The organism is Rhizobacter terrae, assembly GCF_003852895.1.
Lineage (GTDB): Bacteria > Pseudomonadota > Gammaproteobacteria > Burkholderiales > Burkholderiaceae_C > Albitalea > Albitalea terrae.
In genome coordinates this window covers 230,144-250,907 of record NZ_QUSW01000003.1, presented here as the reverse complement: position 1 = coordinate 250,907, position 20,764 = coordinate 230,144, and the positions used below count along the sequence as shown (strand labels likewise).

At 68.1% G+C, this 20,764-nt stretch carries 17 protein-coding genes; 9 read left to right on the top strand and 8 right to left on the bottom strand.

Going from position 1 to position 20,764, the window contains the following annotated elements; genetic code table 11:
* Window positions 1-56 precede the first annotated feature (56 nt).
* The 5 genes from DZC73_RS12635 to DZC73_RS12615 all read left to right on the top strand — a co-directional run bounded on the left by DZC73_RS12635 (window position 57) and on the right by DZC73_RS12615 (window position 5,649).
* The gene (locus tag DZC73_RS12635; protein ID WP_124540610.1) at window positions 57-2,138 is read left to right on the top strand and encodes a M13 family metallopeptidase; all 2,082 of its coding nucleotides are present in this window, start codon (window positions 57-59) and stop codon (window positions 2,136-2,138) included.
* Window positions 2,138-3,004: an AraC family transcriptional regulator gene (locus DZC73_RS12630; protein WP_124540609.1), complete on the top strand. Its 867-nt coding sequence runs from the start codon at window positions 2,138-2,140 to the stop codon at window positions 3,002-3,004. The genes DZC73_RS12635 and DZC73_RS12630 overlap by 1 nt, the downstream gene beginning before the upstream one ends.
* Before the next feature lie 62 nt (window positions 3,005-3,066).
* A complete protein-coding gene (locus DZC73_RS12625; protein ID WP_124540608.1) occupies window positions 3,067-4,035 on the top strand; it encodes a DMT family transporter in 969 nt (322 codons plus the stop codon).
* A gap of 117 nt (window positions 4,036-4,152) precedes the next feature.
* On the top strand, window positions 4,153-4,839 hold the full coding sequence (locus DZC73_RS12620; RefSeq protein WP_124540607.1) for a thioredoxin fold domain-containing protein: 687 nt from the start codon (window positions 4,153-4,155) through the stop codon (window positions 4,837-4,839).
* 351 nt (window positions 4,840-5,190) lie between these two features.
* Window positions 5,191-5,649, top strand: coding sequence for a hypothetical protein (locus tag DZC73_RS12615; protein ID WP_124540606.1), 459 nt, complete (start codon window positions 5,191-5,193; stop codon window positions 5,647-5,649).
* Window positions 5,650-5,653: 4 nt separating this feature from the next.
* Here DZC73_RS12615 and DZC73_RS12610 read toward each other — a convergent pair whose 3' ends face one another.
* The 6 genes from DZC73_RS12610 to DZC73_RS12585 form a co-directional block, all read right to left on the bottom strand.
* Window positions 5,654-6,121 carry an SET domain-containing protein gene (locus DZC73_RS12610; protein WP_124540605.1) on the bottom strand — a complete coding sequence of 156 codons (468 nt, stop codon included), beginning with the start codon at window positions 6,119-6,121 and terminating at the stop codon, window positions 5,654-5,656.
* A gap of 210 nt (window positions 6,122-6,331) precedes the next feature.
* Window positions 6,332-7,564, bottom strand: a complete 1,233-nt coding sequence (glcF, locus tag DZC73_RS12605; protein WP_124540604.1) for a glycolate oxidase subunit GlcF — start codon at window positions 7,562-7,564, stop codon at window positions 6,332-6,334.
* Between the two features lie 6 nt (window positions 7,565-7,570).
* Window positions 7,571-8,665 carry a glycolate oxidase subunit GlcE gene (gene glcE, locus DZC73_RS12600; RefSeq protein ID WP_124540603.1) on the bottom strand — a complete coding sequence of 365 codons (1,095 nt, stop codon included), beginning with the start codon at window positions 8,663-8,665 and terminating at the stop codon, window positions 7,571-7,573.
* Window position 8,666: 1 nt separating this feature from the next.
* On the bottom strand, window positions 8,667-10,169 hold the full coding sequence (locus tag DZC73_RS12595; protein ID WP_124540602.1) for an FAD-linked oxidase C-terminal domain-containing protein: 1,503 nt from the start codon (window positions 10,167-10,169) through the stop codon (window positions 8,667-8,669).
* An 84-nt stretch (window positions 10,170-10,253) separates the two neighbouring features.
* Window positions 10,254-11,489, bottom strand: coding sequence for an FIST signal transduction protein (locus DZC73_RS12590; protein ID WP_124540601.1), 1,236 nt, complete (start codon window positions 11,487-11,489; stop codon window positions 10,254-10,256).
* A 31-nt stretch (window positions 11,490-11,520) separates the two neighbouring features.
* The gene (locus tag DZC73_RS12585; protein ID WP_124540600.1) at window positions 11,521-12,162 is read right to left on the bottom strand and encodes a PhaM family polyhydroxyalkanoate granule multifunctional regulatory protein; all 642 of its coding nucleotides are present in this window, start codon (window positions 12,160-12,162) and stop codon (window positions 11,521-11,523) included.
* A 354-nt stretch (window positions 12,163-12,516) separates the two neighbouring features.
* Here DZC73_RS12585 and DZC73_RS12580 point away from each other — a divergent pair, with 354 nt between their 5' ends.
* Entirely contained in the window at window positions 12,517-14,331 is a 1,815-nt protein-coding gene (locus DZC73_RS12580) for a S8 family peptidase (RefSeq protein ID WP_124540599.1), read from the top strand.
* Window positions 14,332-14,433: 102 nt separating this feature from the next.
* Here the strand turns inward: DZC73_RS12580 and DZC73_RS12575 are convergent, their stop codons facing one another.
* Together DZC73_RS12575 and DZC73_RS12570 are read right to left on the bottom strand one after the other, a co-directional pair.
* Complete coding sequence (locus DZC73_RS12575) at window positions 14,434-15,444, bottom strand: TraB/GumN family protein (RefSeq protein ID WP_161974560.1); 1,011 nt, start codon at window positions 15,442-15,444, stop codon at window positions 14,434-14,436.
* 7 nt (window positions 15,445-15,451) lie between these two features.
* Window positions 15,452-16,516 carry a fumarylacetoacetate hydrolase family protein gene (locus DZC73_RS12570; RefSeq protein ID WP_124540597.1) on the bottom strand — a complete coding sequence of 355 codons (1,065 nt, stop codon included), beginning with the start codon at window positions 16,514-16,516 and terminating at the stop codon, window positions 15,452-15,454.
* A gap of 136 nt (window positions 16,517-16,652) precedes the next feature.
* On the opposite strand from DZC73_RS12570, the gene DZC73_RS12565 reads away from it, so the two are divergent.
* The 3 genes from DZC73_RS12565 to DZC73_RS12555 all read left to right on the top strand — a co-directional run bounded on the left by DZC73_RS12565 (window position 16,653) and on the right by DZC73_RS12555 (window position 20,610).
* Window positions 16,653-17,720: a DUF3108 domain-containing protein gene (locus tag DZC73_RS12565; protein ID WP_161974559.1), complete on the top strand. Its 1,068-nt coding sequence runs from the start codon at window positions 16,653-16,655 to the stop codon at window positions 17,718-17,720.
* Window positions 17,721-17,871: 151 nt separating this feature from the next.
* The gene (locus tag DZC73_RS12560) at window positions 17,872-18,159 is read left to right on the top strand and encodes a BTH_I0359 family protein (protein WP_124540595.1); all 288 of its coding nucleotides are present in this window, start codon (window positions 17,872-17,874) and stop codon (window positions 18,157-18,159) included.
* Window positions 18,160-18,312: 153 nt separating this feature from the next.
* The gene (locus DZC73_RS12555; RefSeq protein ID WP_124540594.1) at window positions 18,313-20,610 is read left to right on the top strand and encodes an ATP-binding protein; all 2,298 of its coding nucleotides are present in this window, start codon (window positions 18,313-18,315) and stop codon (window positions 20,608-20,610) included.
* Window positions 20,611-20,764: the final 154 nt, after the last annotated feature.

Here is a 20,764-nt window from a genome sequence, read left to right as displayed (position 1 = left end):
GCCGTGGCATGCTCGTGGCTTCGTCTGAACACAGCACCCACAAGGTGCCGCAGCCCATGACTTCCTGCCGTTCCCTCACGCGCGTGGCGATCGCCGCGTCGATCGCCCTGGTCAGCTCCGTCACTTTCACCAGCGGATTTGCCCAGGATGCCAAGCCCGCCGACGCACCGCTGACCGCGCTGCCGTACTCGCCGAGCCTGGACCAGGGCTCGATGGACCCCAGCGCCAACGCCTGCGTGGACTTCTACCAGTACGCCTGCGGCGGCTGGCAGCAGAAGCACCCGATTCCGGCCGACCAGTCCAGCTGGAGCGTGTACGGCAAGCTGCACGACGAGAACCTGCACTACCTCTGGGGCCTGCTCAACGAGGTGTCCGCGCCGCGCGCCGATCGCACGCCGTCGGAGCAGAAGACGGGTGACTACTTCGCCGCCTGCATGGATGAAGGCGTCATCGACGCGGCGGGCGCCAAGCCCATCGAGGCCGCACTGCAGCGCGTGGCGCAGCTGAAGTCGCCCAAGGATGCGGCCGGGCTGATCGGCTGGCTGCACCTGACCGGCACCGACAACGCGATGTTCCGCTTCGGCTCGGACCAGGACTATGCCGACTCCGCGCAGGTCATTCCCATTGCCGACGCCGGCGGGCTGGGCCTGCCCGACCGCGACCAGTACCTGAAGATGGACGCCAAGTCCAAGGACATCCGCCGTGCCTACCAGGCGCACGTCGCGCGCATGTTCGAACTGCTGGGCGATTCGAAGGAGACGGCCGCGGGCAATGCGATCGTGGTGGTGGCGATGGAGACCGACCTTGCGAAGTCCTCGCTCACCCGGGAAGAGCAGCGCGATCCGCACAAGATCTACCACCGCATGAGCTTCGCGCAACTCAAGAAGACGGCGCCGCACTTCGACTGGGCCACGTACTTCAGGGCGCTGGACGTGTCCACCTCGCAAAGCATCAACGTCACGCAGCCGGCCTTCTACAAGAAGCTCGACCGCCTGCTGGCCAAGCGCTCGCTCGCCGACTGGAAGACCTACCTGCGCTGGAAGGTCGTCGATGCGCAGGCGGCCAACCTCGCCAAACCCTTCGCGCAGGCCAACTTCGACTTCTTCTCGACCAAGCTGCGAGGTGTGGAGAAGATGCCCCCGCGCTGGAAGACCTGCGTGCGCGCCGTCGACCGTGACCTGGGCGAGGCGCTGGGCCAGGTCTTCGCCAAGCGCACCTTCGCGCCCGAGACCAAGCAGCGCGCGGCCGACATGACCCGTGCGATCGAGGTCGCGATGGAAGGCCGCATCAACAACCTCGACTGGATGAGCGCCCCCACCAAGAAGGCGGCGCTGGAGAAACTGCACTCGCTGGTCAACAAGATCGGCTACCCCGAGAAGTGGCGCGACTACTCGGCACTGGAGGTGAAGCCGGGCGACTTCTTCGGCAACGTGCAGCGCGCGCAGACCTTCGAGGCGCGGCGGGAGCTGGCCAAGATCGGCAAGCCGGTGGACCGCAGCGAGTGGGGCATGACGCCGCCCACGGTGAATGCCTACTACAACGCGCAGATGAATGACATCAACTTCCCCGCGGGCATCTTGCAGCCGCCGCTGTTCGATCCGAAGATGGACGACGCCCCCAACTTCGGCAACACCGGCGCGACCATCGGCCATGAGCTGACCCACGGCTTCGACGACGAAGGCAGGCAGTTCGACGCGCGCGGAAACCTTCGCGACTGGTGGACGAAGAAGGACGCCGACGAATTCGTCAAGCGCACCTCCTGCATCGTGGATCAGTATTCGGGCTACACCGTCGTGGACGACGTCAAGATCAACGGCAAGCTCACGCTGGGCGAAGACGTGGCTGATTTCGGCGGCACCATCCTCGCCTACGTGGCGTGGAAGGCGACCACGGCCGGCCAGAAGCTATCGGACATCGACGGCTTCACGCCCGACCAGCGCTTCTTCATCGGCATGGCGCAATGGGCCTGCAGCAACGTCCGCCCCGAGACGCTGCGCCTGCAGGCGCTGACGGACCCGCATTCGCCGTCCAGGTACCGCGTCAACGGCGTGGTGTCCAACATGCCCGAGTTCGCCCGCGCGTTCTCGTGCAAGCCGGGCCAGCCGATGGTGCGCGACAAGGTCTGCAAGGTGTGGTGATGGACGGGGAGCGGTTGCCCGAATGCGCGGCCGTTCCCGCACGGTTCGACCATCCGCACGATGCGGCGCAGTTCAAGCGGATGCATCGCGAAGGCATCGAGCTGTACCAGGCGCACATCGTGCGCTTCGCCTTCGATCCGCATGTGCATGAGGGCTTCGGGCTGGGCGCGATCGAGGCCGGCGTCGAGCGATTCCGCTACCGCGGCAGCGACCACCTCGCGCCGGCGCAGTCGGTGGTGCTCATGAACCCCGATGTGCTGCACACCGGCCGCGCCGAGACGCCTCAGGGCTGGCGCTACCGCATGATCTACATCGAGCCTCGGGTCGTGGAGGCGGTGACCGGCGAGCGCGGATGGTGGTTCGCCGAGCCGGTGGCGCATGAGCCGGCGGTGGCACAACGCCTCAACGCACTGCTGGCGTCGATGTGGCAGGCCGACGATGCCTTGGCGCGCGATGGCGCCTTGATGGAACTGCTCGATGCCGTGCGCCCGCTGGCAAGAGGCGCGGGGCCAGGGCAGGCCACGCCTGTCGGGAGCGATTCTGCGCTGGATCGCGCCATCACCCTGATGCGTGACCGGCTGGCCGATTCCCTCAGCCTGGACGACTTGGCGGCCGTTGCCGACCTCAGCCCCTTCCACTTCCAGCGTCGCTTCAAGGCCCGTCATCACGCCACGCCCCACCAGGTGCTGATGGCCTTGCGCCTGTTCCGCGCCAAGCAGTTGCTCGCGGCCGGCTGCGCACCAGTGGCCGTCGCGGCCGATGTCGGGCTGGCCGACCAGGCGCACCTCACCCGCCGGTTCGCCCGCATGTACGGCGTCACGCCGGCGCGCTACCAGCAGCAGCTGGGCCAGCGCCCGGCGCGCTGAAATCCCGGGGCGGCAGCAAGCTCGTACAAGACCCGCCGCGGCCGGACGGTCACACTGGCGGCATGTTCATCGGCACCCTGTTCGCACTCGCCGCCGGCCTCATGTGGGGCCTGGTCTTTGTCGCCCCCCTGATGCTGCCCGACTACCCGGCGGCCATGCTTTCGTTCTCGCGCTACCTGGCTTTCGGCGTCATCGCACTGCCGCTGGCCTGGCTGGACCGCCAGCGGCTCTCCCAGCTCACACGGGCTGACTGGATCGAAGCGCTCAAGCTCTCGATGGTGGGCAACGTGCTGTACTACCTGTGCCTGGCCGCGGCGATCCAGCGCGCGGGCGGGCCCTTGCCCACCATGATCATCGGCACGCTGCCGGTGGTGATCGCCATCTGCTCCAACCTGCGCAATGCCGACCGGGACGGCCGCCTGCCCTGGGCCAGGCTCGCGCCTTCGCTGCTGGTGATCGGGCTGGGCATCGTGCTCGTCAACCAGGTGGAGATCGAGCAACTGCGTGCCGACCGGAATGCCGACGTTCCCCGCTACGCGCTGGGGGCGCTGCTGGCGGTGGGTGCGCTCGTCTGCTGGACCTGGTATCCCATCCGCAATGCCGACTGGCTGCGCGCCCACCCCGACCGCAGCCCGCGGACCTGGGCGACCGCGCAGGGCATCGCGACCTTGCCGCTGGCCGTCATCGGATTTGTAGGCTTCTGGGCCTGGAATGCCGGCAGCAGGTCCAGCTTCCCGATGCCCCTTGGGCCCACCCCGGTCCTGTTCGTGGGGCTGATGTTCGCCATCGGCTTGCTGGCGTCGTGGCTGGGCACCCTGTGCTGGAACGAAGCCAGCCAACGCCTGCCCACCACGCTGGCCGGGCAGTTGATCGTCTTCGAGACCTTGTCAGCGCTTGCTTATGCCTTCCTTCTTCGGGGACAAGGGCCCGCACCGGCCACGCTCGCCGGTATCGTCTGCCTCGTTGCGGGCGTGGCGTGGGCGCTGCGCGCCAGGCCTGAGCCACTGGCGGCGGAAGGGCATGCCACCTGAGGCGTGTAAATTCGACATGTTTTTTCGCATGTCCGGCGCCAGACGCTGAACTCCCGCGCGCCATTCGGCCCAAAGGCAGGTGCCCGCCGGGGCTGCCCACAGGAAGGAATCCAGTCCGTGAATCGTCACCGTTCCCTTTTCACCGCCAGCGCACTGGCATTGGCCGTCGCCGCACTGTCGGCCTGCAGCAAGTCCACGCCGGAAGCCGCGGCCCCTGCGCCTGTACCGGCCGCTTCTGCCGTTTCTGCCGCTGCGGCCCCAGCTCCCGCACCGGATGCCGGCGCGTCCGCCACGTCGGCAGCCGCCGAACCCACCGCCGCGCCCGGCCAGCAGTCTCCGCGCCAGGCTTATGAAGCTGCTTCCAAGGGCAGCGGCTTCACTACCGGCCCGGTGATGGCCGCCAACACCGTCTACGTCTTCTTCGACCCCACCTGCCCGCACTGCGCCGCGCTGTGGAACAACGCCCAGGCCCTGCAGAACCGCCTGAAGATCGTCTGGATGCCCATCGGCCTGCTGCGCAGTTCCTCCGGACCGCAAGGCGCGACCATCCTGTCCGCCAAGGACCCGATCGCCGCCATGGGCGAAAACGAAACCAGCGTGCTCGCCCACGGCGGCGGCATCACCGTCAGCCAGAGCCTGAGCGACGACGTCGTCGCCAAGGTCAAGGCCAACACCGACATCTTCAAGGCCCTGGGCGCCGAGAGCGTCCCGCTCATCGTCTACCGCAATGGCAAGAACGGTCAGTTCGGCAAGCACGACGGCACCGTCTCCGCAGAAGAACTGGCCCAAATGGTCGGCCTGTAAAAAGGAGCGACCAGAGCAAGCGCAGCGAAGCGACAACTCAAGCAACGCCCGCGGATCTGGCTCCGCCAGTCCGCAGGGTGGCGCCCCTCGGGGGCAGGAGCGCCAGCGACTGGGGGGCCCATAAAAAAAAGGGGCCAACACTGGCCCCTTTGGGAATGCCCGCTTCGGCATGCTGTGCTTGACGCACCTCGAAGTGCCGCGGCGCCACCTTGGTGGGGCTGCCTCCCCGCGGGGAACAGAGATAGTGTCTTCGTGTTACGGTCCCGTCGTCCTGATGTCAGCCTTAAGCGTTCTGAAAGTCGCGCCCCAAGGACGCCGGAGGCAGGCACCGCGCTTGCACCGCTTTCACCCATGCGAATGACTTTGTCGTGTCGTTTGTCTCGTTTCCGTAGCCTGACCCTGGTTCTGACGGCAGCTCTGGCCACCCCGTGCGCCCTGGCCGACCCCAGCCCGAAGCAGGCTGCCGCGTGCGTTGCCGCGCTGCAGGCCCGCGCGGAACCCATTGCCCAACGCATGCGCGAGGGTGATGTCGGCGCCGAGGCGCAACTCCTCCCGGTGGTCACCGCATCCTTCGCCTTCGTCGGCGTGGTCTACAAGCAAGGCATCCGCGGCGCCGAGGCCGACGCCTTGCTCAAGGAAGCCGAAAAGGCGCAGGCGGGCATGCCGCCGGCCGACCTGGAGCATGCTCAAAGCGCCTGCCAGACCCAGGGCGAGGGGCTGCTGAAGAACGCCAGCTTCTTCGAGCGCCAGTTCGTGAGCCGCGCGGCGCGCAAGCGCGTCGACCGGCTGCGCAAGCCGCCGGCTGCCTGAACCCTCAATCGCCGCCGACGGCGGCCATGGTGCCGCGGCAGCCAGCCGCGCCGCAATGGCAGGGGTAGTCATCCGAGTCGTCGTCCGGCACCTCCAGCCGGTAATCGATGAACAGCTCCTCACCCGCCTTCACACGCCGCAGCGTGCGGATCACGATGTGGATCTCGCCATCCTCGTCGCGCTCCTCCACCGCCTGGCAGTTGGGCGAGCAGGAGTGGTTGATGTGGCGCGTGGCGTTTCCGCCCTCGGCGCCGTTGATCAGCGAGCCATCCGACAGGCCGAAGAGGTAGGTGAGGCTGGTGTCGACCTCGGCTTCGCCTTCCTCGGTGGGGCTGTAGCGCCGGCCTTCGTAGTGACCCACCAGGTGCCCGGGCTGCATGCCGCGGCGGGCGAAGGCGCCCAGCCCATGGATGCTGCTGTGTCGGACTTCGACCTCGTCCAGGTCGATGCAGGGGGAAGCGATGATGGTCATGCGAAGCGGGTCGGCAAGGCACGCGCCTGCGCGGCGCGCAAAAAAGGCTGGACTGTAGCGGTGTTCACGCAGCCCGCAGCCAATGCCTTTCGGGCGATGAGGGCAGCGCGGGGCGCATGCTGAGGCCCTCGTGTGACGGGCGTTCAACAGCCGTGTCGTGCCTGCGGTCTTTCGCAAGCTCCGTACCCGCGCGAAGGCGGGGCCGCCGCCTCAGGACAGTGCGTCGTCCAGCACTTCCACCCAATGCCGCACCGGCGTGGCCGTGCCGCTTTGCAGATGCTGGATGCAGCCGATGTTGGCCGAGACGATCACCTGTGGCTTGATGGGTTCGAGCTGCCTGATCTTGCGGTCGCGCAAGGCATGGGCGAGCTCCGGTTGCAGCACGGAGTAGGTGCCGGCGGACCCGCAGCACAGGTGGCTTTCGGTGGCCGCCAGCTGCACCTCGAAGCCCAGCTCGCGAAGCGATCCTTCGATACCGCCGCGCAGTTGCTGCCCATGCTGCAGCGTGCAGGGCGGGTGGTAGGCCAGCTGCGTGGCCTTGCGCCGGCGCACCTTGTTCTTCAGGGCAGGCACCAGCGCGGGCAGCAGCTCGCTCAGGTCGCGGGTCATCGCAGAGATGCGTGCTGCCTTTTCAGCATAGGCCGGGTCGTGGGCCAGCGCGTGGCCGTATTCCTTCACCGTCACGCCGCAGCCGGAGGCGTTCATCACCAGCGCCTCCACCTTGCCGGCCGAGACCGTCGGCCACCAGGCGTCGATGTTGCGGCGCATGTCGTCCAGCCCGCCTTCATGGTCATTGAGGTGCAGGCGGATCGCTCCGCAGCAGCCGGCTTCGTCGGAGACCAGGGTCTGGATGCCGGCCGCGTCCAGCACCCGCGCGGTGGCGCTGTTGATGTTGGGCATCATCGCCGGCTGCACACAGCCCATGAGCATCAGCACCGCGCGCGGATGCGACTGGGTGGGCCAGCGGTGCGCCTGGGCATCGGCCTTGGGCGGCACCTTGTTGCGCAGCGTGCCGGGCAGCAGGGGCCGCACCGTCTGGCCCAGCGCCATCGCCGGCTTGAACAGCGGCGAGGTGAGGCCTTCCTTGAGCATCCAGCGCACGGTGCGTTCGCCGCGGGGGCGCTCCACCTTGCGCTCGACGATGTCGCGCCCGATCTCCACCAGGTTGCCGTACTGCACGCCCGACGGACAGGTCGATTCGCAGTTGCGGCAGGTGAGGCAGCGGTCCAGGTGCTCCTGCGTCTTGCGTGTGGGCCCGTGGCCTTCCAGCACCTGCTTGATGAGGTAGATGCGTCCGCGCGGCCCGTCCAGCTCGTCGCCCAGCAGCTGGTAGGTGGGGCAGGTGGCGGTGCAAAAGCCACAGTGCACGCACTTGCGAAGAATCGCCTCGGCCTCGCGGCCTTCGGGCGTGTCCTTGAATTCGGGCGCGAGGTTGGTTTGCATGCGGCGTCAGAGCCCGGGGTACAGGCGGCCAGGGTTGAAGATCCCGGCCGGGTCGAAGGATTTCTTCAGGTCCAGGTGGATGCGCATCAGCGCCGGCGCGAGCGGGGCGAAGACGCCTGGGGACTTGTCCTTGCCGCGGAAGACCGTGGCGTGGCCGCCCACCTGGCGCACAAGCTCGCGCACGTGGATGGCCGACTGCGGGCTCACCAGCCAGCGCTGCGCACCGCCCCATTCGATCAGCGTCTCGCCGTGCAGTGCCAGTGGTGCTGTCGAGCTGGGCACCGACAGGCGCCACAGCGTGGCCCCGCCGTCGATCGCCTTGGCGGCATGCTCGAAGAACTCGTCGGTGTGGTTGCGCATGCCCTGCCAGAACCGCGTGCCGAAGTCGGCCTCGATGATGTCGCCGCCCAGCGCGCCGATGGCGGCGTTCACCGCGGCCAGCGCGCCGCGCAGCCGCAGCACCAGCGTGCCGTTCCACCAGGCGCTGGCGTTGATGGGCAGGGGCTTGCCGGCCCATTCGTTCATCTTCTGCAAGGCCTGGGCTTCGTCCAGCTGGAAGCGCACGGTGGCGCTGGCCGGCGCGATGGGCAGCACCTTGAGAGACACCTCCAGGATGACGCCCAGGGTGCCCATGGAGCCCGCCAGCAGGCGCGACACGTCGTAGCCGGCGACGTTCTTCATCACCTGCCCGCCGAAGCTCAGCACGTCGCCGCGGCCGTTGAGCATGCTGGCACCCAGCACGAAGTCGCGCACCGAGCCGACCGCTGCCCGCGACGGGCCGGACAGGCCGGCGGCCACCATGCCGCCCACCGTGCCGCCGGGCGCAAAGCTCGGCGGCTCGAAGGCCAGGCATTGCCCGCGTTCGGCCAGCGTGGCTTCCAGTTCGGACAAGGGGGTGCCGCAGCGTGCCGACACCACCAGCTCGGTGGGCTCGTAGCTGGAGATGCCGCGCAGCGGCGTTGTGTCCAGCACTGTGCCGTGCGGCGTCTCTCCGTAGAAGGCCTTGGTGCCGCCGCCTCGGATCTGCAGTGACTGCGATGCCGCCGAGGCGGCCTTCACCTGGTCGATCAATCGTCGCAGTGCGGGGTCGTCTTGGCTCATTTCAGAAGCGGGGAATGTCGGGGAAGGGCAGCAACCCGCCGCGCACATGCATCTTGCCGCCCTCGGCGCAGCGCGACAGCGTGGGGATGACCTTGCCCGGATTCAGCAGCTCCTTCGGATCGAACGCGCGCTTCACCCCCAGCATCTGCTCGCGCTCGTTGGCCGAGAACTGCACGCACATGGAACTCAGCTTCTCCACGCCCACGCCATGCTCGCCGGTCACCGTGCCGCCCAGCGCCACGCTGGTCTCCAGGATGTCCGCGCCGAACTGCTCGCAGCGGTGCAGCTGGTCCGGGTCGTTTGCGTCATAGAGGATGAGCGGATGCAGGTTGCCGTCGCCGGCGTGGAACACGTTCACGCAGCGCAGGCCGTACTTCTTCTCCATCTGCGCGATGGCGATGAGGATGTCGGCCAGCCGCTTGCGCGGGATGGTCGAGTCCATGCACATGTAGTCGGGGCTGATGCGCCCGCTGGCCGGGAAGGCGTTCTTGCGTCCGCTCCAGAACTTGAGCCGCTGGGCTTCGTCCGCGCTCACGGCGATGCTGGTGGCGCCGCTGGCGCGCAGCACGTGCACCATGCGGGCGATCTCTTCCTCGACCTCCTCGGGCGCGCCGTCGCTCTCGCACAGCAGGATGGCAGCGGCGTTCAGGTCGTAGCCCGCCTGCACGAAGGAGTCGACCGCGGCGGTCATGGGCTTGTCCATCATCTCCAGGCCGGCGGGGATGATGCCCGCCGCGATCACGTTGGCCACCGCGTCGCCGGCGTGGCGCACGTCGTCGAAGCTGGCCATGATGCAGCGTGCCACCTGCGGCAGCGGGATGAGCCGGACGGTGACTTCGGTGACCACCGCGAGCATGCCTTCGCTGCCCACGAGCACGGACATCAGGTCCAGGCCGGGCACGTCCAGCGCCTCGCTGCCGAACTCCACCGGCGTGCCATCGGCCAGGAAGCCGCGCACGCGCAGCACGTTGTGCAGCGTCAGGCCGTACTTGAGGCAATGCACGCCGCCGGAGTTCTCCGCCACGTTGCCGCCGATGGTGCAGGCGATCTGGCTGCTCGGGTCCGGCGCGTAGTACAGCTTGTACGGCTTGGCCGCCTCGCTGATGGCGAGGTTGCGCACGCCGCATTGCACCCGTGCTGTGCGCGCGAGCGGATCGATGGCCAGGATCTTGTTGAACTTCGCCAGGCTCAGCGTGAGGCCCATGCGGTGCGGCAACGCACCGCCGGACAGTCCGGTGCCGGCGCCGCGCGCCACCACCGGAATGTCCAGCCGATGGCAGGCTTTCAGCACGGCGGCGATCTGCGCCTCGGTCTCGGGCAGTGCCACCGCCAAGGGCTGCTGGCGGTAGGCCGTGAGCCCATCGCACTCGTAGGGAATCGTGTCCTCGCTGTGCCACAGCAAGGCATGCGGCGGCAGCAGTCCGCCCAGTTCGGCCACCACCTGCGCGCGGCGCTGGGCTCGTTCGTTGGTGTGGCCGGGGTCGAGTCGCGAGGGGGCGTTCATGGGCCCGAGCAATGTAACGCGATGTGGCCGGGCCGCGCAGTCAAATCCGCTTTGACTGCAGTGAAGGTAATCGCCGTGTCGCGTTCAGGCAGGGAAGACGGTGAGCACGCCGGTGTAGCCGTAGAGGTGGTGGCGCGCGATCTCGCCGGAGGCGAAGAAGCCCACCAGCGGCACGTCGCCCAGGGCCTGCCGCACGATGGCCAGCTCGGCCGAGGGTGCACCGAAGTGTCCACCGCCGCGGCCGGCGCAGCTCACGTAGACGGCGCCCGCGATGCGGCGCGCCGGATGTGCGGCGCCCTCCGCGGCGCTGCCTTGCAGCGCCAGTGCAGCTTCCAGCGGCAGCGTCTCGGGCTCCAGCTCTTCGCGGATCTCGGTGCAGATGCGCACCAGGTCCCGGCGGGCCGCGACCACGTCGCGCCGGCAGAACGCGAGCTGCGTGCCCACCGGTGCGATGTCGGCGATGGCGATGCCCTTGCGCGCCGGGTCCAGGCCCACGAGGTGCCGCACGCGGGTGTCGGTGCCGAACTGGCCGCCGCGCGACAGCGCCGCATCCTGCGGATCGCTCAGGCCCACCAGCGCCTGGCGCAGGCGGGGCAGGGCTTCCCGCGGCTCGCGCTCGTTGATGTCCATGTCCTGCAGCAGGCAGTCGAGCGCGGGCAGGTCGTCGAGCGTGAGCACGAGGTTGCGCTCCGCCGCCGTGACATGCCGCACCGGCCCGACCGGCTGGCAGCCTTGCGAGACGCGCGAGACCAGGGCCACGTCAGGCCCGAAGGCCACGCCCGACAGGCCGCCTTCGAACACCCCGTCGGCGATGTGCACGTTGCGCGCCGGCCAGGCCTGCCCGGCCGGCACGTCGGCGCGCGAGGAGCTGAGGCCACCGAACAGGTAGCCGCTGGAGGTGCGGTCGGCCAGCTCGCTCACGAGGTCGGCCAGCTCGCTGGTGTTGGGGTCGGCGTGCACCTGTGCGGTGGCGGCATCGAAGCCGGACAGAGGCTTCACGCCCGAGAACAGCTGGAAGCGGTCGCGCGGGATGTCGCCCAGCATCAGCGAGACCGCCGGCTCGTCGAAGTACTCCACCCCGTTGGCCGCGATGCCCACGCCCGTGGCACCCACCCAGGCCACGCCCGGCCAGCGCTGCTGCACCTCGGCCAGCAATGCTTCTGCCTGGACGGAGAAATGATCGGTGAGGTACATCCAGCCCAGCGTGGGCTGCACGATCGCGTCGCGCTGGCGGCGCTGCGCATCGATCTGCGCGGCAGCCAGCGCCAGGGCCATGTGCGCATCAGGATGCGTCGCGTGGGCATGCAGGAACAGCTTCATCACTCGCTCAGCGGCAGGTCAGGCCCCGGCCTCAGGGGCTCTTGCGCTTGCGCGCGGCCGTGGACTTGCGGGCCACCGTGGCTGGCACCGCGACCGCCTTCTTGAGGGTCTGCCCGGCCGCATCGAAGCTTTGCTTGACCATGCTGGTGGCCAGGTTCTTCGCCGCGTCGGTGGCGGTGTCCTTCATCGCGCTGGTGGCCAGCTGGGTGAACTGCTTGGTGAGGGCGCCCCACCATTGCATCGGGTCCACCGGCGGTGTGGCGGCGAGGGTGGGGCGGGCGGCCTTGCCCTGGGCAGTCTTGCGCGGTGCCTTGGCCGCTGGCCTGGCGGGTTCGGGTTCTTCCTCCGGTGCTGCCGGCTTCTCCGTTCCGGGCATGCGGATCTTCAGCGAATCGCGCAGGTCATCCATCTGCACGTTCATGGTCTTCAGCGTGGACAGCGTCATGCGCTGCACCTCCAGCGCCTGGATGGTGGCGCCCAGCATGCGCGCGTTCTGCTCCAGCCAGAACTGCACCGTGCGCAGTTCCTCGATGCGCTTTTCCAGCTCTTCCGGGTTCAGGGTGGGCGCCACCCACTGGCCGATGTTGGGCAAGGCGGATCCGGCGTTCTTCACCAGGCCCTGCAGGAATTCGAATCCGGGAACGAGCTTGGTGAAGGCGGGCGCGTCGGCCATGGGGTCTCCTTGGGTTCGTGGTTCGATTTCATTGTGCATGGGCTTCGGGCCGGCACGTCTCAGGGCGAGCCCTGTGCGCGCGAATATCACATGCTCATGGCACCGGTGAAGAATCCCTGCCGTCTTCCAGAGTTGTCACGGCAGGGCCTTGTGAAAGCAGGCGTAATTTGGGCAACCCAGAACGGTGCGCGCCACCGAGGAGAGAGAGGGCGGGCCGATCACACTGCACTGCACCATTTCGGCTCGGTACTGATCAGTACCAGACTTACCCTAGTGGACCGACGTGCGGTTTTCGCAGAGTCTCCGCCCGCGCCGCCCAATCCCGCGGCGGCGTTACCTCAGGAGGGTTTTTCGATGAACCGGAACGTAGAACGGCGTGGCTTCACGGCCATCGCCTTCGGCGTGCTTTCGCTGGCATTGCTCGGGCCACAAGCCGCGAGCGCCGGCGGATCTGCCTTCAGTGCGGCAGCAGCGCCAAGTGCCCTATCGGGCACGCCCCAGTCCCATCCGACTGATCGCATCATCATCAAGTACCGCAGTGGCTTGATGGGTGTGGCGGCCAGTTCCACCACGGGACAGCGGGCCACCTTGCATCAGACGGCCCAGGATGTGGGCCTGCGAGCAGGCGTCCAGATGAAGCTGCTGCGCGTGGGCGGCTTCGACACGCACATCATGAAGCTTGACCGGCGGCTCGCGCACGCAGATGTGGAGCGCATCGCCCGCGAGATCAAGGCCAGCGACCCCAACGTGGAATACGCCGAGGCCGACCGCATCCTCAAGCCCATGTTCGTGCCCAACGACACGCAGTACGGCCAGCAGTGGCAGTACTTCGAGTCCACCGGCGGCCTGAACCTGCCCGCTGCGTGGGACAAGTCCACCGGCTCCGGCGTGGTGGTGGCGGTGATCGACACCGGCTATCGTCCTCACGCCGACCTGGCGGCCAACATCCTGCCCGGCTACGACATGATCAATGACGCAGCCACGGCCAACGACGGCAACGGCCGCGACAGCGACGCCAAGGACCCCGGTGACGCCGTGGCTGCCGGCGAGTGCGGCAGCGGCGAGCCCGCCGAGGACAGCAGCTGGCACGGCACGCACGTGGCCGGCACCATCGCGGCGGTGACCAACAACGGCTCCGGCGTGGCGGGCGTGGCCTTCAACGCCAAGGTGCTTCCGGTGCGCGTGCTGGGCAAGTGCGGCGGCTACACCTCCGACATCGCCGACGGCATGATCTGGGCGTCGGGCGGCACGGTCTCGGGCCTGCCGAGCAATCCGAATCCGGCTCGCGTGATCAACATGTCGCTGGGCGGTTCCGGTTCGTGCGACACGACCTCGCAGAACGCCATCAACTCCGCCCGCAGCCGCGGCACGGTGGTGGTGGTGGCCGCGGGCAACTCCAACGCCAATGCATCGGGCTTCTCACCGGCGAGCTGCTCGGGCGTGATCACCGTGGCGGCCACGAACCGCAGCGGCGGACGCGCCTACTACTCGAACTACGGTTCGATCGTGGCGGTGGCCGCCCCCGGCGGCGACGTGCGCTCCAGCGAGACCAACGGCATCCTGTCCACGCTCAACGCGGGCACGACCTCGCCGGGCGCCGACAGCTACGCCTACTACCAGGGCACCTCGATGGCGACGCCCCACGTGGCTGGCGTGGTGGCGTTGATGCTGTCGAAGAACCCGTCGCTGACGCCCGATGACGTGGCCACCCGCCTGAAGGGCTCGACCCGTGCGTTCCCGGCCACCTGCTCGCAGTGCGGCACCGGCATCGTCGATGCCAGCGCTGCAGTGGATGCGGCCGGCGGCATCGTCGTCCCGCCGGGCAATGAAGTCGAGCCCAACAACTCGACCTCGACCGCGCAGGCCGTGACCAAGCCGGTGACCATCAACGGCACGATGTCCAGCAGCAGCGACGTGGACTACTTCAAGCTGACCGTGCCTGCAGGCGGCAGCCTGACGGCCACGTTGACGCCCAACAGCACGTCCGACTACGACCTGTACATCTACAAGGGCTCGACCCAGGTGGCGTCCAGCGAGAAGGGCACCGGCGCAGTGGATTCCGCCTCGACGACCAACACCGGTTCGTCCTCGGCGACCTACTACGTGCGGGTCCTGTACTACGCTGGCAAGACCGGCAGCACCGGCACCTACACGCTGAAGCTGCAGTGATGGTGATGGATCGGAAACCGACCTGACGAGGGCCGGGGACTGATGGAACGAGGGCCGCGTTGATCGCGGCCCTTGTCTTTGGAAGTTCTTGCGGCTGCGGGCCTACTGCTGCCGCGCCACCGCCCCCGGCGGCGCGAACTCCACCCGCTCCACCTTGTACCCCCGCTTGGCCAGCAGCTGCGGCAAGCCCGTCGGTCCAATCATGTGCAAACTGCCCACCGCCGCCACCACGCGCTTGCCGCTCGAATGCAACGCATCGATGCGTTGCGCCATCGCCGGATTGCGTTCATCCAGCAGCCGCTTCATCAGCGCCCGCTCGGACTCGGTGGACATGCACATGCACCAGTCTTCGTAGTGGTCCAGCTCGCTGTAGCGGCTCTCGGCCCACACGTCGGCCATGCGCAGCAGCAGGGGTGTGGCCTCGCCGGTCTCCAGCGATTGCAGCGTCTGCTCGATGGCTTCCTTCGCCTGCGCGTGCGTGCGGCTGCGCAGGGCGGCGATCTGAAGCTCCGGCGTCTCCAGCGACACCACCGCACGGCCCAGGCCATGCCCGACTTCCGACAGTGACCGGTCGATGGCATAGGCCGGATCCAGCCCCTGCCGGCGCGCGGCCATCACCACCAGCGTGGTCGATGCCATCTCCGGCGACATCACGCCGAGGATCTGTTCCGGCAGGCACGCCGCCTTGATCTGCGCGACCAGCCGCGCCTTCAACGCATCGTCCAGGGCGTCCTGCGGGCGCGGGGCCATGGCGGCCAGCAGGCGTTTCATGATGGACGGGTCCAGCACGTCCATCTCCAGCGCGAGCACGTCGCTCGCGCGGATGGCGCTGACCAGCGTGGCGCCCGGCACCGCCCAGTCGCGCCGGGCGACGTGCATGGTGCCGTAGAGGTAGGAGGTGCGCCCGCCCTTGTCGATGCGCCACATGAAGCCACGGTCCGCTGCGTCGCCCAGCTTCGCCACGTCCATGCTGACGGGCTCGGCCGCGGGCGGGCAGTCCGCCGATTCGGCGTGCGACTGAAGCGCTGCGCCCAGTGCCACCAGGCCCAGCAACCGCCGGGCCCAGCGCAACAAGGCCTGCGCGTTCACTGCCATCGAGGTCGACGCGGGCATCACGCAATCACTCGGCATCTGCCGCATCGGATGATTCAGCCACGGGTTCGGCAACGGGTTCCTCCACCGGCGCCGGCTTGGCCACCACCGGATGCAGCGGCACGATCTTCTGGTCGATCGCTCCGAAGACGCTCATGTTGTCGGCCCCCTTCATCTCGATGCGGATGGTGTCGCCGAAGTGCATGAACTCCGTCTTCGGTGCGCCATTCTCGATGGTCTCGATCGCGCGCTTCTCGGCAATGCACGAATACCCGCGCGCCCAGTCCTTGTTGCTCACCGTGCCCGAGCCCACGATGCTGCCGGCCCGCACGTTGCGCGTCTTGGCAATGTGGGCGATGAGCTGGCCGAAGTGGAAGGTCATCTCGGGCCCCGCGTCGGTCAGGCCCACGCGCTTGCCGTTCCACACGCTTTCCAGCTTCAGGTGCACGCGGCCCTTCTTCCAGGCGTCGCCGAGTTCGTCGGGCGTCACCGCCACCGGGCTGAACGCCGTGGCGGGCTTGCTCTGGAAGAAGCCGAAGCCCTTGGCGAGCTCGGCGGGAATCAGGTTGCGCAGGCTCACGTCGTTGGCCAGCATCAGCAGGCGGATGCCTTCCAGCGCCTCGTCGGGCGTGGCACCCATCTTCACGTCGCCGGTGACGACCGCGATCTCCGACTCGAAGTCGATGCCGAACTCCTCGCTGGGCACGACGACGTCGTCGCACGCCCCGATGAAGTCATCGCTGCCGCCCTGGTACATCAGCGGATCGGTGTAGAAGCTCTCGGGCACCTCGGCATTGCGGGCCTTGCGCACCAGCTCCACGTGGTTGATGTAGGCCGAGCCGTCGGCCCACTGGAAGGCGCGCGGCAGCGGCGCGGCGCATTGCTTGGGGTCGAACGCGAAGGCGTGGCGCGCCTTGCCGTGGTTGAGGGTCTGGTACAGGTCCTCGAGCTGCGGCGAGAGGAAGTTCCAGTCGTCCAGCAACTGCTGCATGCGGGTGGCAATGCCAGTCGCATAATGGGCCGTGCTCAGGTCGCGCGACACCACGACGAGCTGTCCGTCGCGCGATCCGTCCTTGTAGCTTGCGAGTTTCATGTCTGCCCGGTGCGCTCCTGGCGCCCTTGTTGTCCGATGCCCCCATTGTCGATGCTTCGTCGACGCCCGACCGCCGCCTGAACCGATGCCCACCGAGCCGCCCCGCACCGCGCCTCGCCGACACCCGAGGTTGCGGGTGCTGGCAGTGCCGCTCGCCGCGGCGGCTGTCCTCCACGCAGTGCTGCTGACGATGGGTGATGAACTGCACCTGCAGGTCGAGCCTGCCCGGACGGCGGCCATGCAGGTGAGGGCGGTCGCGGCGCCCCAGCCGCCGGTTGTGCCGGTGGTGCAGGAGCCCGCCCCGGCACCGGCAGGCCGGCCTCTTCCGATACCCACGCAGAAACCCACGCCGACCCCGGCGCCTGCCAAGCCCGATCTTCCGAAGCCGGCGCCCAAGCCGCCCGAACCCACACCGGTGCCCGTCGACAGCGAACCGCCGCCTCCCCAGCTGGCCAAGGCCGCCGACCCGCCGGCCCCGGTGAATCCGGACATGGTCGTCCAGGTCGCGGCCCCGGCCGCCAACGCATCGACGCCCAGCCAGGGAGAAACCGTGCCGGTCTACAAGACGGTGCTGCCGCCGGCCTTCAAGATGCGCTACAGCCTGAATCGTGGCTTCTTCTCCGGCTCGGGTGAACTCAACTGGAAGCCGTCGGGCGACAAGTACGAACTGCGCCTGGACGGCACCGTCGCGGGCATGACGCTGCTCACCCAGCAGAGCGGGGGGCTGATCGACGCCTACGGCATCGCCCCGGTGCGCTTCACCGACACCCGCTCTCGCAAGGGCACGGCGGCGGCCAACTTCCAGCGCGACAAGGGCAAGATCACCTATTCCGGCCCGACGGTGGAGGTGCCCCTGATCCCCGGCGCGCAGGACCGGCTGAGCTGGATGGTGCAGATCAGCGGCGTCCTCAATGCGGACCCCCGGCTGGCGGCCCCGGACGGCAAGGTGACCCTGTTCGTCACCGGTTCGGCCGGCGATGCCGATGTCTGGATCTTCCGTTACGCCGGCACCGAGAACCTGCGCACCGATTCGGGCATCTGGAAAGCGGTCAAATTTACACGCGAACCCCGCAAGGCCTACGACCGGACGGTGGAGGTCTGGCTGGCGCCGACCCGCAACCACCTGCCCATCCGCGCCCGATTCACCGCCAGTGCGGATGGCGCCGCCTTCGAATTGCTGCTGCGCGACATCGAGTCGCCCTGAGGGCCAGCGGCGGTTTGGCGATGCCACCGGGTGCATTGCACCAGGCCGGCTGACGCCTGCTTACCCAACTTCACATGCCAGCAATGTCCCTGCGTCGGCCCTTGGCTTGAAATTTGCGTTGGAAGACTCAGCTTCCCGCCAAGGAGTCCATATGCAAATGCTCTACAACTCGGACAGTTTCGCGGTGGTCATGTTCGACGTGCCGCCAGCGTCCGACGACAACGCGTCGGGCGAGGGAAGCCCGTTCACCCTCAATCGCGGCGGCTACGAGATCGTCGACAAGTTCGCCCGGCGCGAGATCTTCATCGAGGGCGCGCTGGCCGAGAGCTTCAAGGAGGGCGTGGAAGCGCTCATCGAGATGGAGCCCTCGGAAGAGGAGATCGACGAGTACCTCGGGCGCTTCAGCTCCATCATGCAGCAGCCCGTCATCCTGCACTGACACGGCGCTGACAGCCTGCCCACCGGCGCATTCACAAATTTCTCACGGCACCCCGGGGACGATCAGGCCCTGGGTTGAAGGGGGCTTGCCGCCTGCGGCATGCTGCGCCAAGATGGCCTCGGGCCTTCCCCCGTGGCTGTGTGGAGGATGTGGATGGGCAAGAGCGCGAGCGAAGTCCGTGTGGTGCTGTCGCCGGGGCTGAAAGAAGCACCGGTGCTCGACCGCATGTGCTCGCAGTTCGTGCTGACGCTCACCATGCGGCACGTCGGCCGCTTCAACCTGCGGCGCGACTGGAACAGCCTCTTGTCGCTCACCGGCCGCCACCTCGTGTGGCCCGGCTCGGTGCTGGCGCGGCTGCGCGAATTCCTCACCAACCGCTGCAAGGGCAACGAGCAGTGGAAGGGCCATGAGACCCTGGGCGACGACGCCTTCATGGAGCGCCACGGCGGCTGGCGCGGGCCCTACGAGGAAGGCACGCTCTTCTTCTACGTCGACGAATACATCAAGGATTCGCCCAAGGACCTGCTCGCCGTGCTGGGCGCCACCGCCGACTGGCTGGATCGCAGCCTGAAGAAGGAATCCACGCTGGTCCAGAAGAACATCGATTCGCTGGCCGGCCTGCTGCAACTCAACCCGGCCGAGCGGGCGCTGCTGCTGTACGGCACGCTGGCGCGCTACCAGCGCGACCTGCGCGGGCTGCTGGTGGAGTTCAAGGTCTCCAATGCGCAGGAAGCCTACGCAGCCATTGCTTCCGTGGCCGGCGTCAACGAAGCCGAAGTGGCCGAGGCCCTGCGCGCCGGTTCGCGGCTCGAACGCATCGGCATGGTGGAGAACCTCATCTCCGAGCACAACATCACCGACCTGGCGGACCTGATGAAGGTCAGCGAGCAGCTGCCGCCGGTGCTCATGCGGCAGTACGAAGGCCCGTCCGACCTCATGGCGGTGTTCACCCGCCCGGCCACGCGCAGCGAACTCGCGCCGGGCGATTTCCACTACGTCGGCGACGACCAGCGCGTGCTGACCGCCATGCTGCGCAGTGCCGTCTCGCACAAGGAACCGGGTGTGAACGTGCTGCTGTATGGCCCACCCGGCACGGGCAAGACCGAGCTGGCCAAGGTGGCCGCTCAGGCGGCGGGGCTGGAGCTGTACGAGGTCGAATACGCCGACCGCGACGGCAATTCGCTGAGCGGCCGCGACCGCTACCGCTCGCTGCAGATCAGCCAAGTCTTCCTCAAGGGCAGCAGCAACGTGGCCTTGCTGTTCGATGAGGTGGAGGACGTCTTCCCACCCATTTCCACCGATGCGGCGCAGATCATGGCGCGGCTGGACACCGGCGACGGCTCGCCCAGCGGCAGCGTCAGCGGCAAGGCCTGGGTGAACCAGATCCTGGAGACCAACCCGGTGCCGGTGATCTGGGTCACCAACCGCATCGAGCAGATCGACCCGGCTTTCCGGCGCCGCTTCCAGTACCACCTGGAACTCAAGAGCCCGCCGCCGGGCGCGCGTGAAGCCTTGGTGACCAAGGCACTGGCGGGCGTGCCGGTGTCCGAGGGCTTCGCCGCCAAGCTGGCCGAACGCAAGGGCCTCACGCCCGCGCAGGTGCGCACGGCGGTGAAGTTCGCGCGGCTGGCCGGCGAGGCGGGGCAGGTCGAGGCGCTCATCGAGCGGCAGATCGGCAATGCCGACAAGGCGCTGGGCAACGGCAACATGGGCCGCGGGCCGCGCCGTGTGGTCACGAACTACGACCTGAGCCTGGTCAACACCGAGTCACGCTTCGAGATCCCGCGCATCGTCGAGGCGCTGCGCCGCAAGGGCTTCGGCACGCTGTGCTTCTACGGGCCGCCCGGCACCGGCAAGACGGCACTGGCCGAGCACATCGCGCACGAACTGCAGCGGCCGCTGATGATCCGCCAGGCGTCCGACCTCGTGAGCAAGTTCGTCGGCGAGACCGAGCAGAACATGGCCGCGATGTTCGAGGACGCAGAGTCCGAGCATGCGGTGCTGCTGCTGGACGAAGCCGACAGCTTCATGCGCAGCCGCCGCATGGCCGAGCGCAACTACGAAGTGAGCGAGGTCAACGAGATGCTGCAGGGCATGGAGCGATATGCGGGCGTCTTCATCTGCACCACCAACCTCTTCGAGGAGTTGGACGAGGCAGCACTGCGGCGCTTCACCTTCAAGATCCGCTTCAAGGCGCTCATGCCCGAGCAGCGCGAGCGCATGTTCGTGGCCGAAGCACTGGATGGCGAGGCTGCCAGGCTGACACCTGAGCAGCGCGACCGCCTGCATGAGCTCGACCAGCTCGCCCCCGGCGATTTCGCATCCGTGAAGCGCCAGGTGGACGTGCTGGGCACCAGCTTCGACCCGGACGAATTCCTCGCCCAGCTCGAAGCCGAGCACAAGGTCAAGCCCGAGGTGCGGCAGCGCCGCGGCATCGGATTCCGGGCTTGATGAAGTTGACGCCGGGCTGAAATGCAAGGCGCCGATTCGCGGCGCACATCACGCCCTCGGCGAAATCGTTATTCCTCCACGGGCAATGGCCTCGGGCCGGCAAGCTCAAGCGGCGCAAACCCACTTCGCCATGCAGACTTCAAGGACTTGCGCC

What these genes read in the sequence shown, in the direction of transcription:
- DZC73_RS12635 (WP_124540610.1), top strand. Translation starts at nt 57, where the DNA reads ATGACTTCCTGCCGTTCCCTCACGCGCGTGGCGATCGCCGCGTCGATC.
- DZC73_RS12630 (WP_124540609.1), top strand. Translation starts at nt 2,138, where the DNA reads ATGGACGGGGAGCGGTTGCCCGAATGCGCGGCCGTTCCCGCACGGTTC.
- DZC73_RS12625 (WP_124540608.1), top strand. Translation starts at nt 3,067, where the DNA reads ATGTTCATCGGCACCCTGTTCGCACTCGCCGCCGGCCTCATGTGGGGC.
- DZC73_RS12615 (WP_124540606.1), top strand. Translation starts at nt 5,191, where the DNA reads ATGCGAATGACTTTGTCGTGTCGTTTGTCTCGTTTCCGTAGCCTGACC.
- DZC73_RS12610 (WP_124540605.1), bottom strand. Translation starts at nt 6,121, where the DNA reads ATGACCATCATCGCTTCCCCCTGCATCGACCTGGACGAGGTCGAAGTC.
- glcF (WP_124540604.1), bottom strand. Translation starts at nt 7,564, where the DNA reads ATGCAAACCAACCTCGCGCCCGAATTCAAGGACACGCCCGAAGGCCGC.
- glcE (WP_124540603.1), bottom strand. Translation starts at nt 8,665, where the DNA reads ATGAGCCAAGACGACCCCGCACTGCGACGATTGATCGACCAGGTGAAG.
- DZC73_RS12595 (WP_124540602.1), bottom strand. Translation starts at nt 10,169, where the DNA reads ATGAACGCCCCCTCGCGACTCGACCCCGGCCACACCAACGAACGAGCC.
- DZC73_RS12590 (WP_124540601.1), bottom strand. Translation starts at nt 11,489, where the DNA reads ATGAAGCTGTTCCTGCATGCCCACGCGACGCATCCTGATGCGCACATG.
- DZC73_RS12585 (WP_124540600.1), bottom strand. Translation starts at nt 12,162, where the DNA reads ATGGCCGACGCGCCCGCCTTCACCAAGCTCGTTCCCGGATTCGAATTC.
- DZC73_RS12580 (WP_124540599.1), top strand. Translation starts at nt 12,517, where the DNA reads ATGAACCGGAACGTAGAACGGCGTGGCTTCACGGCCATCGCCTTCGGC.
- DZC73_RS12575 (WP_161974560.1), bottom strand. Translation starts at nt 15,444, where the DNA reads ATGCCCGCGTCGACCTCGATGGCAGTGAACGCGCAGGCCTTGTTGCGC.
- DZC73_RS12570 (WP_124540597.1), bottom strand. Translation starts at nt 16,516, where the DNA reads ATGAAACTCGCAAGCTACAAGGACGGATCGCGCGACGGACAGCTCGTC.
- DZC73_RS12560 (WP_124540595.1), top strand. Translation starts at nt 17,872, where the DNA reads ATGCAAATGCTCTACAACTCGGACAGTTTCGCGGTGGTCATGTTCGAC.
- DZC73_RS12555 (WP_124540594.1), top strand. Translation starts at nt 18,313, where the DNA reads ATGGGCAAGAGCGCGAGCGAAGTCCGTGTGGTGCTGTCGCCGGGGCTG.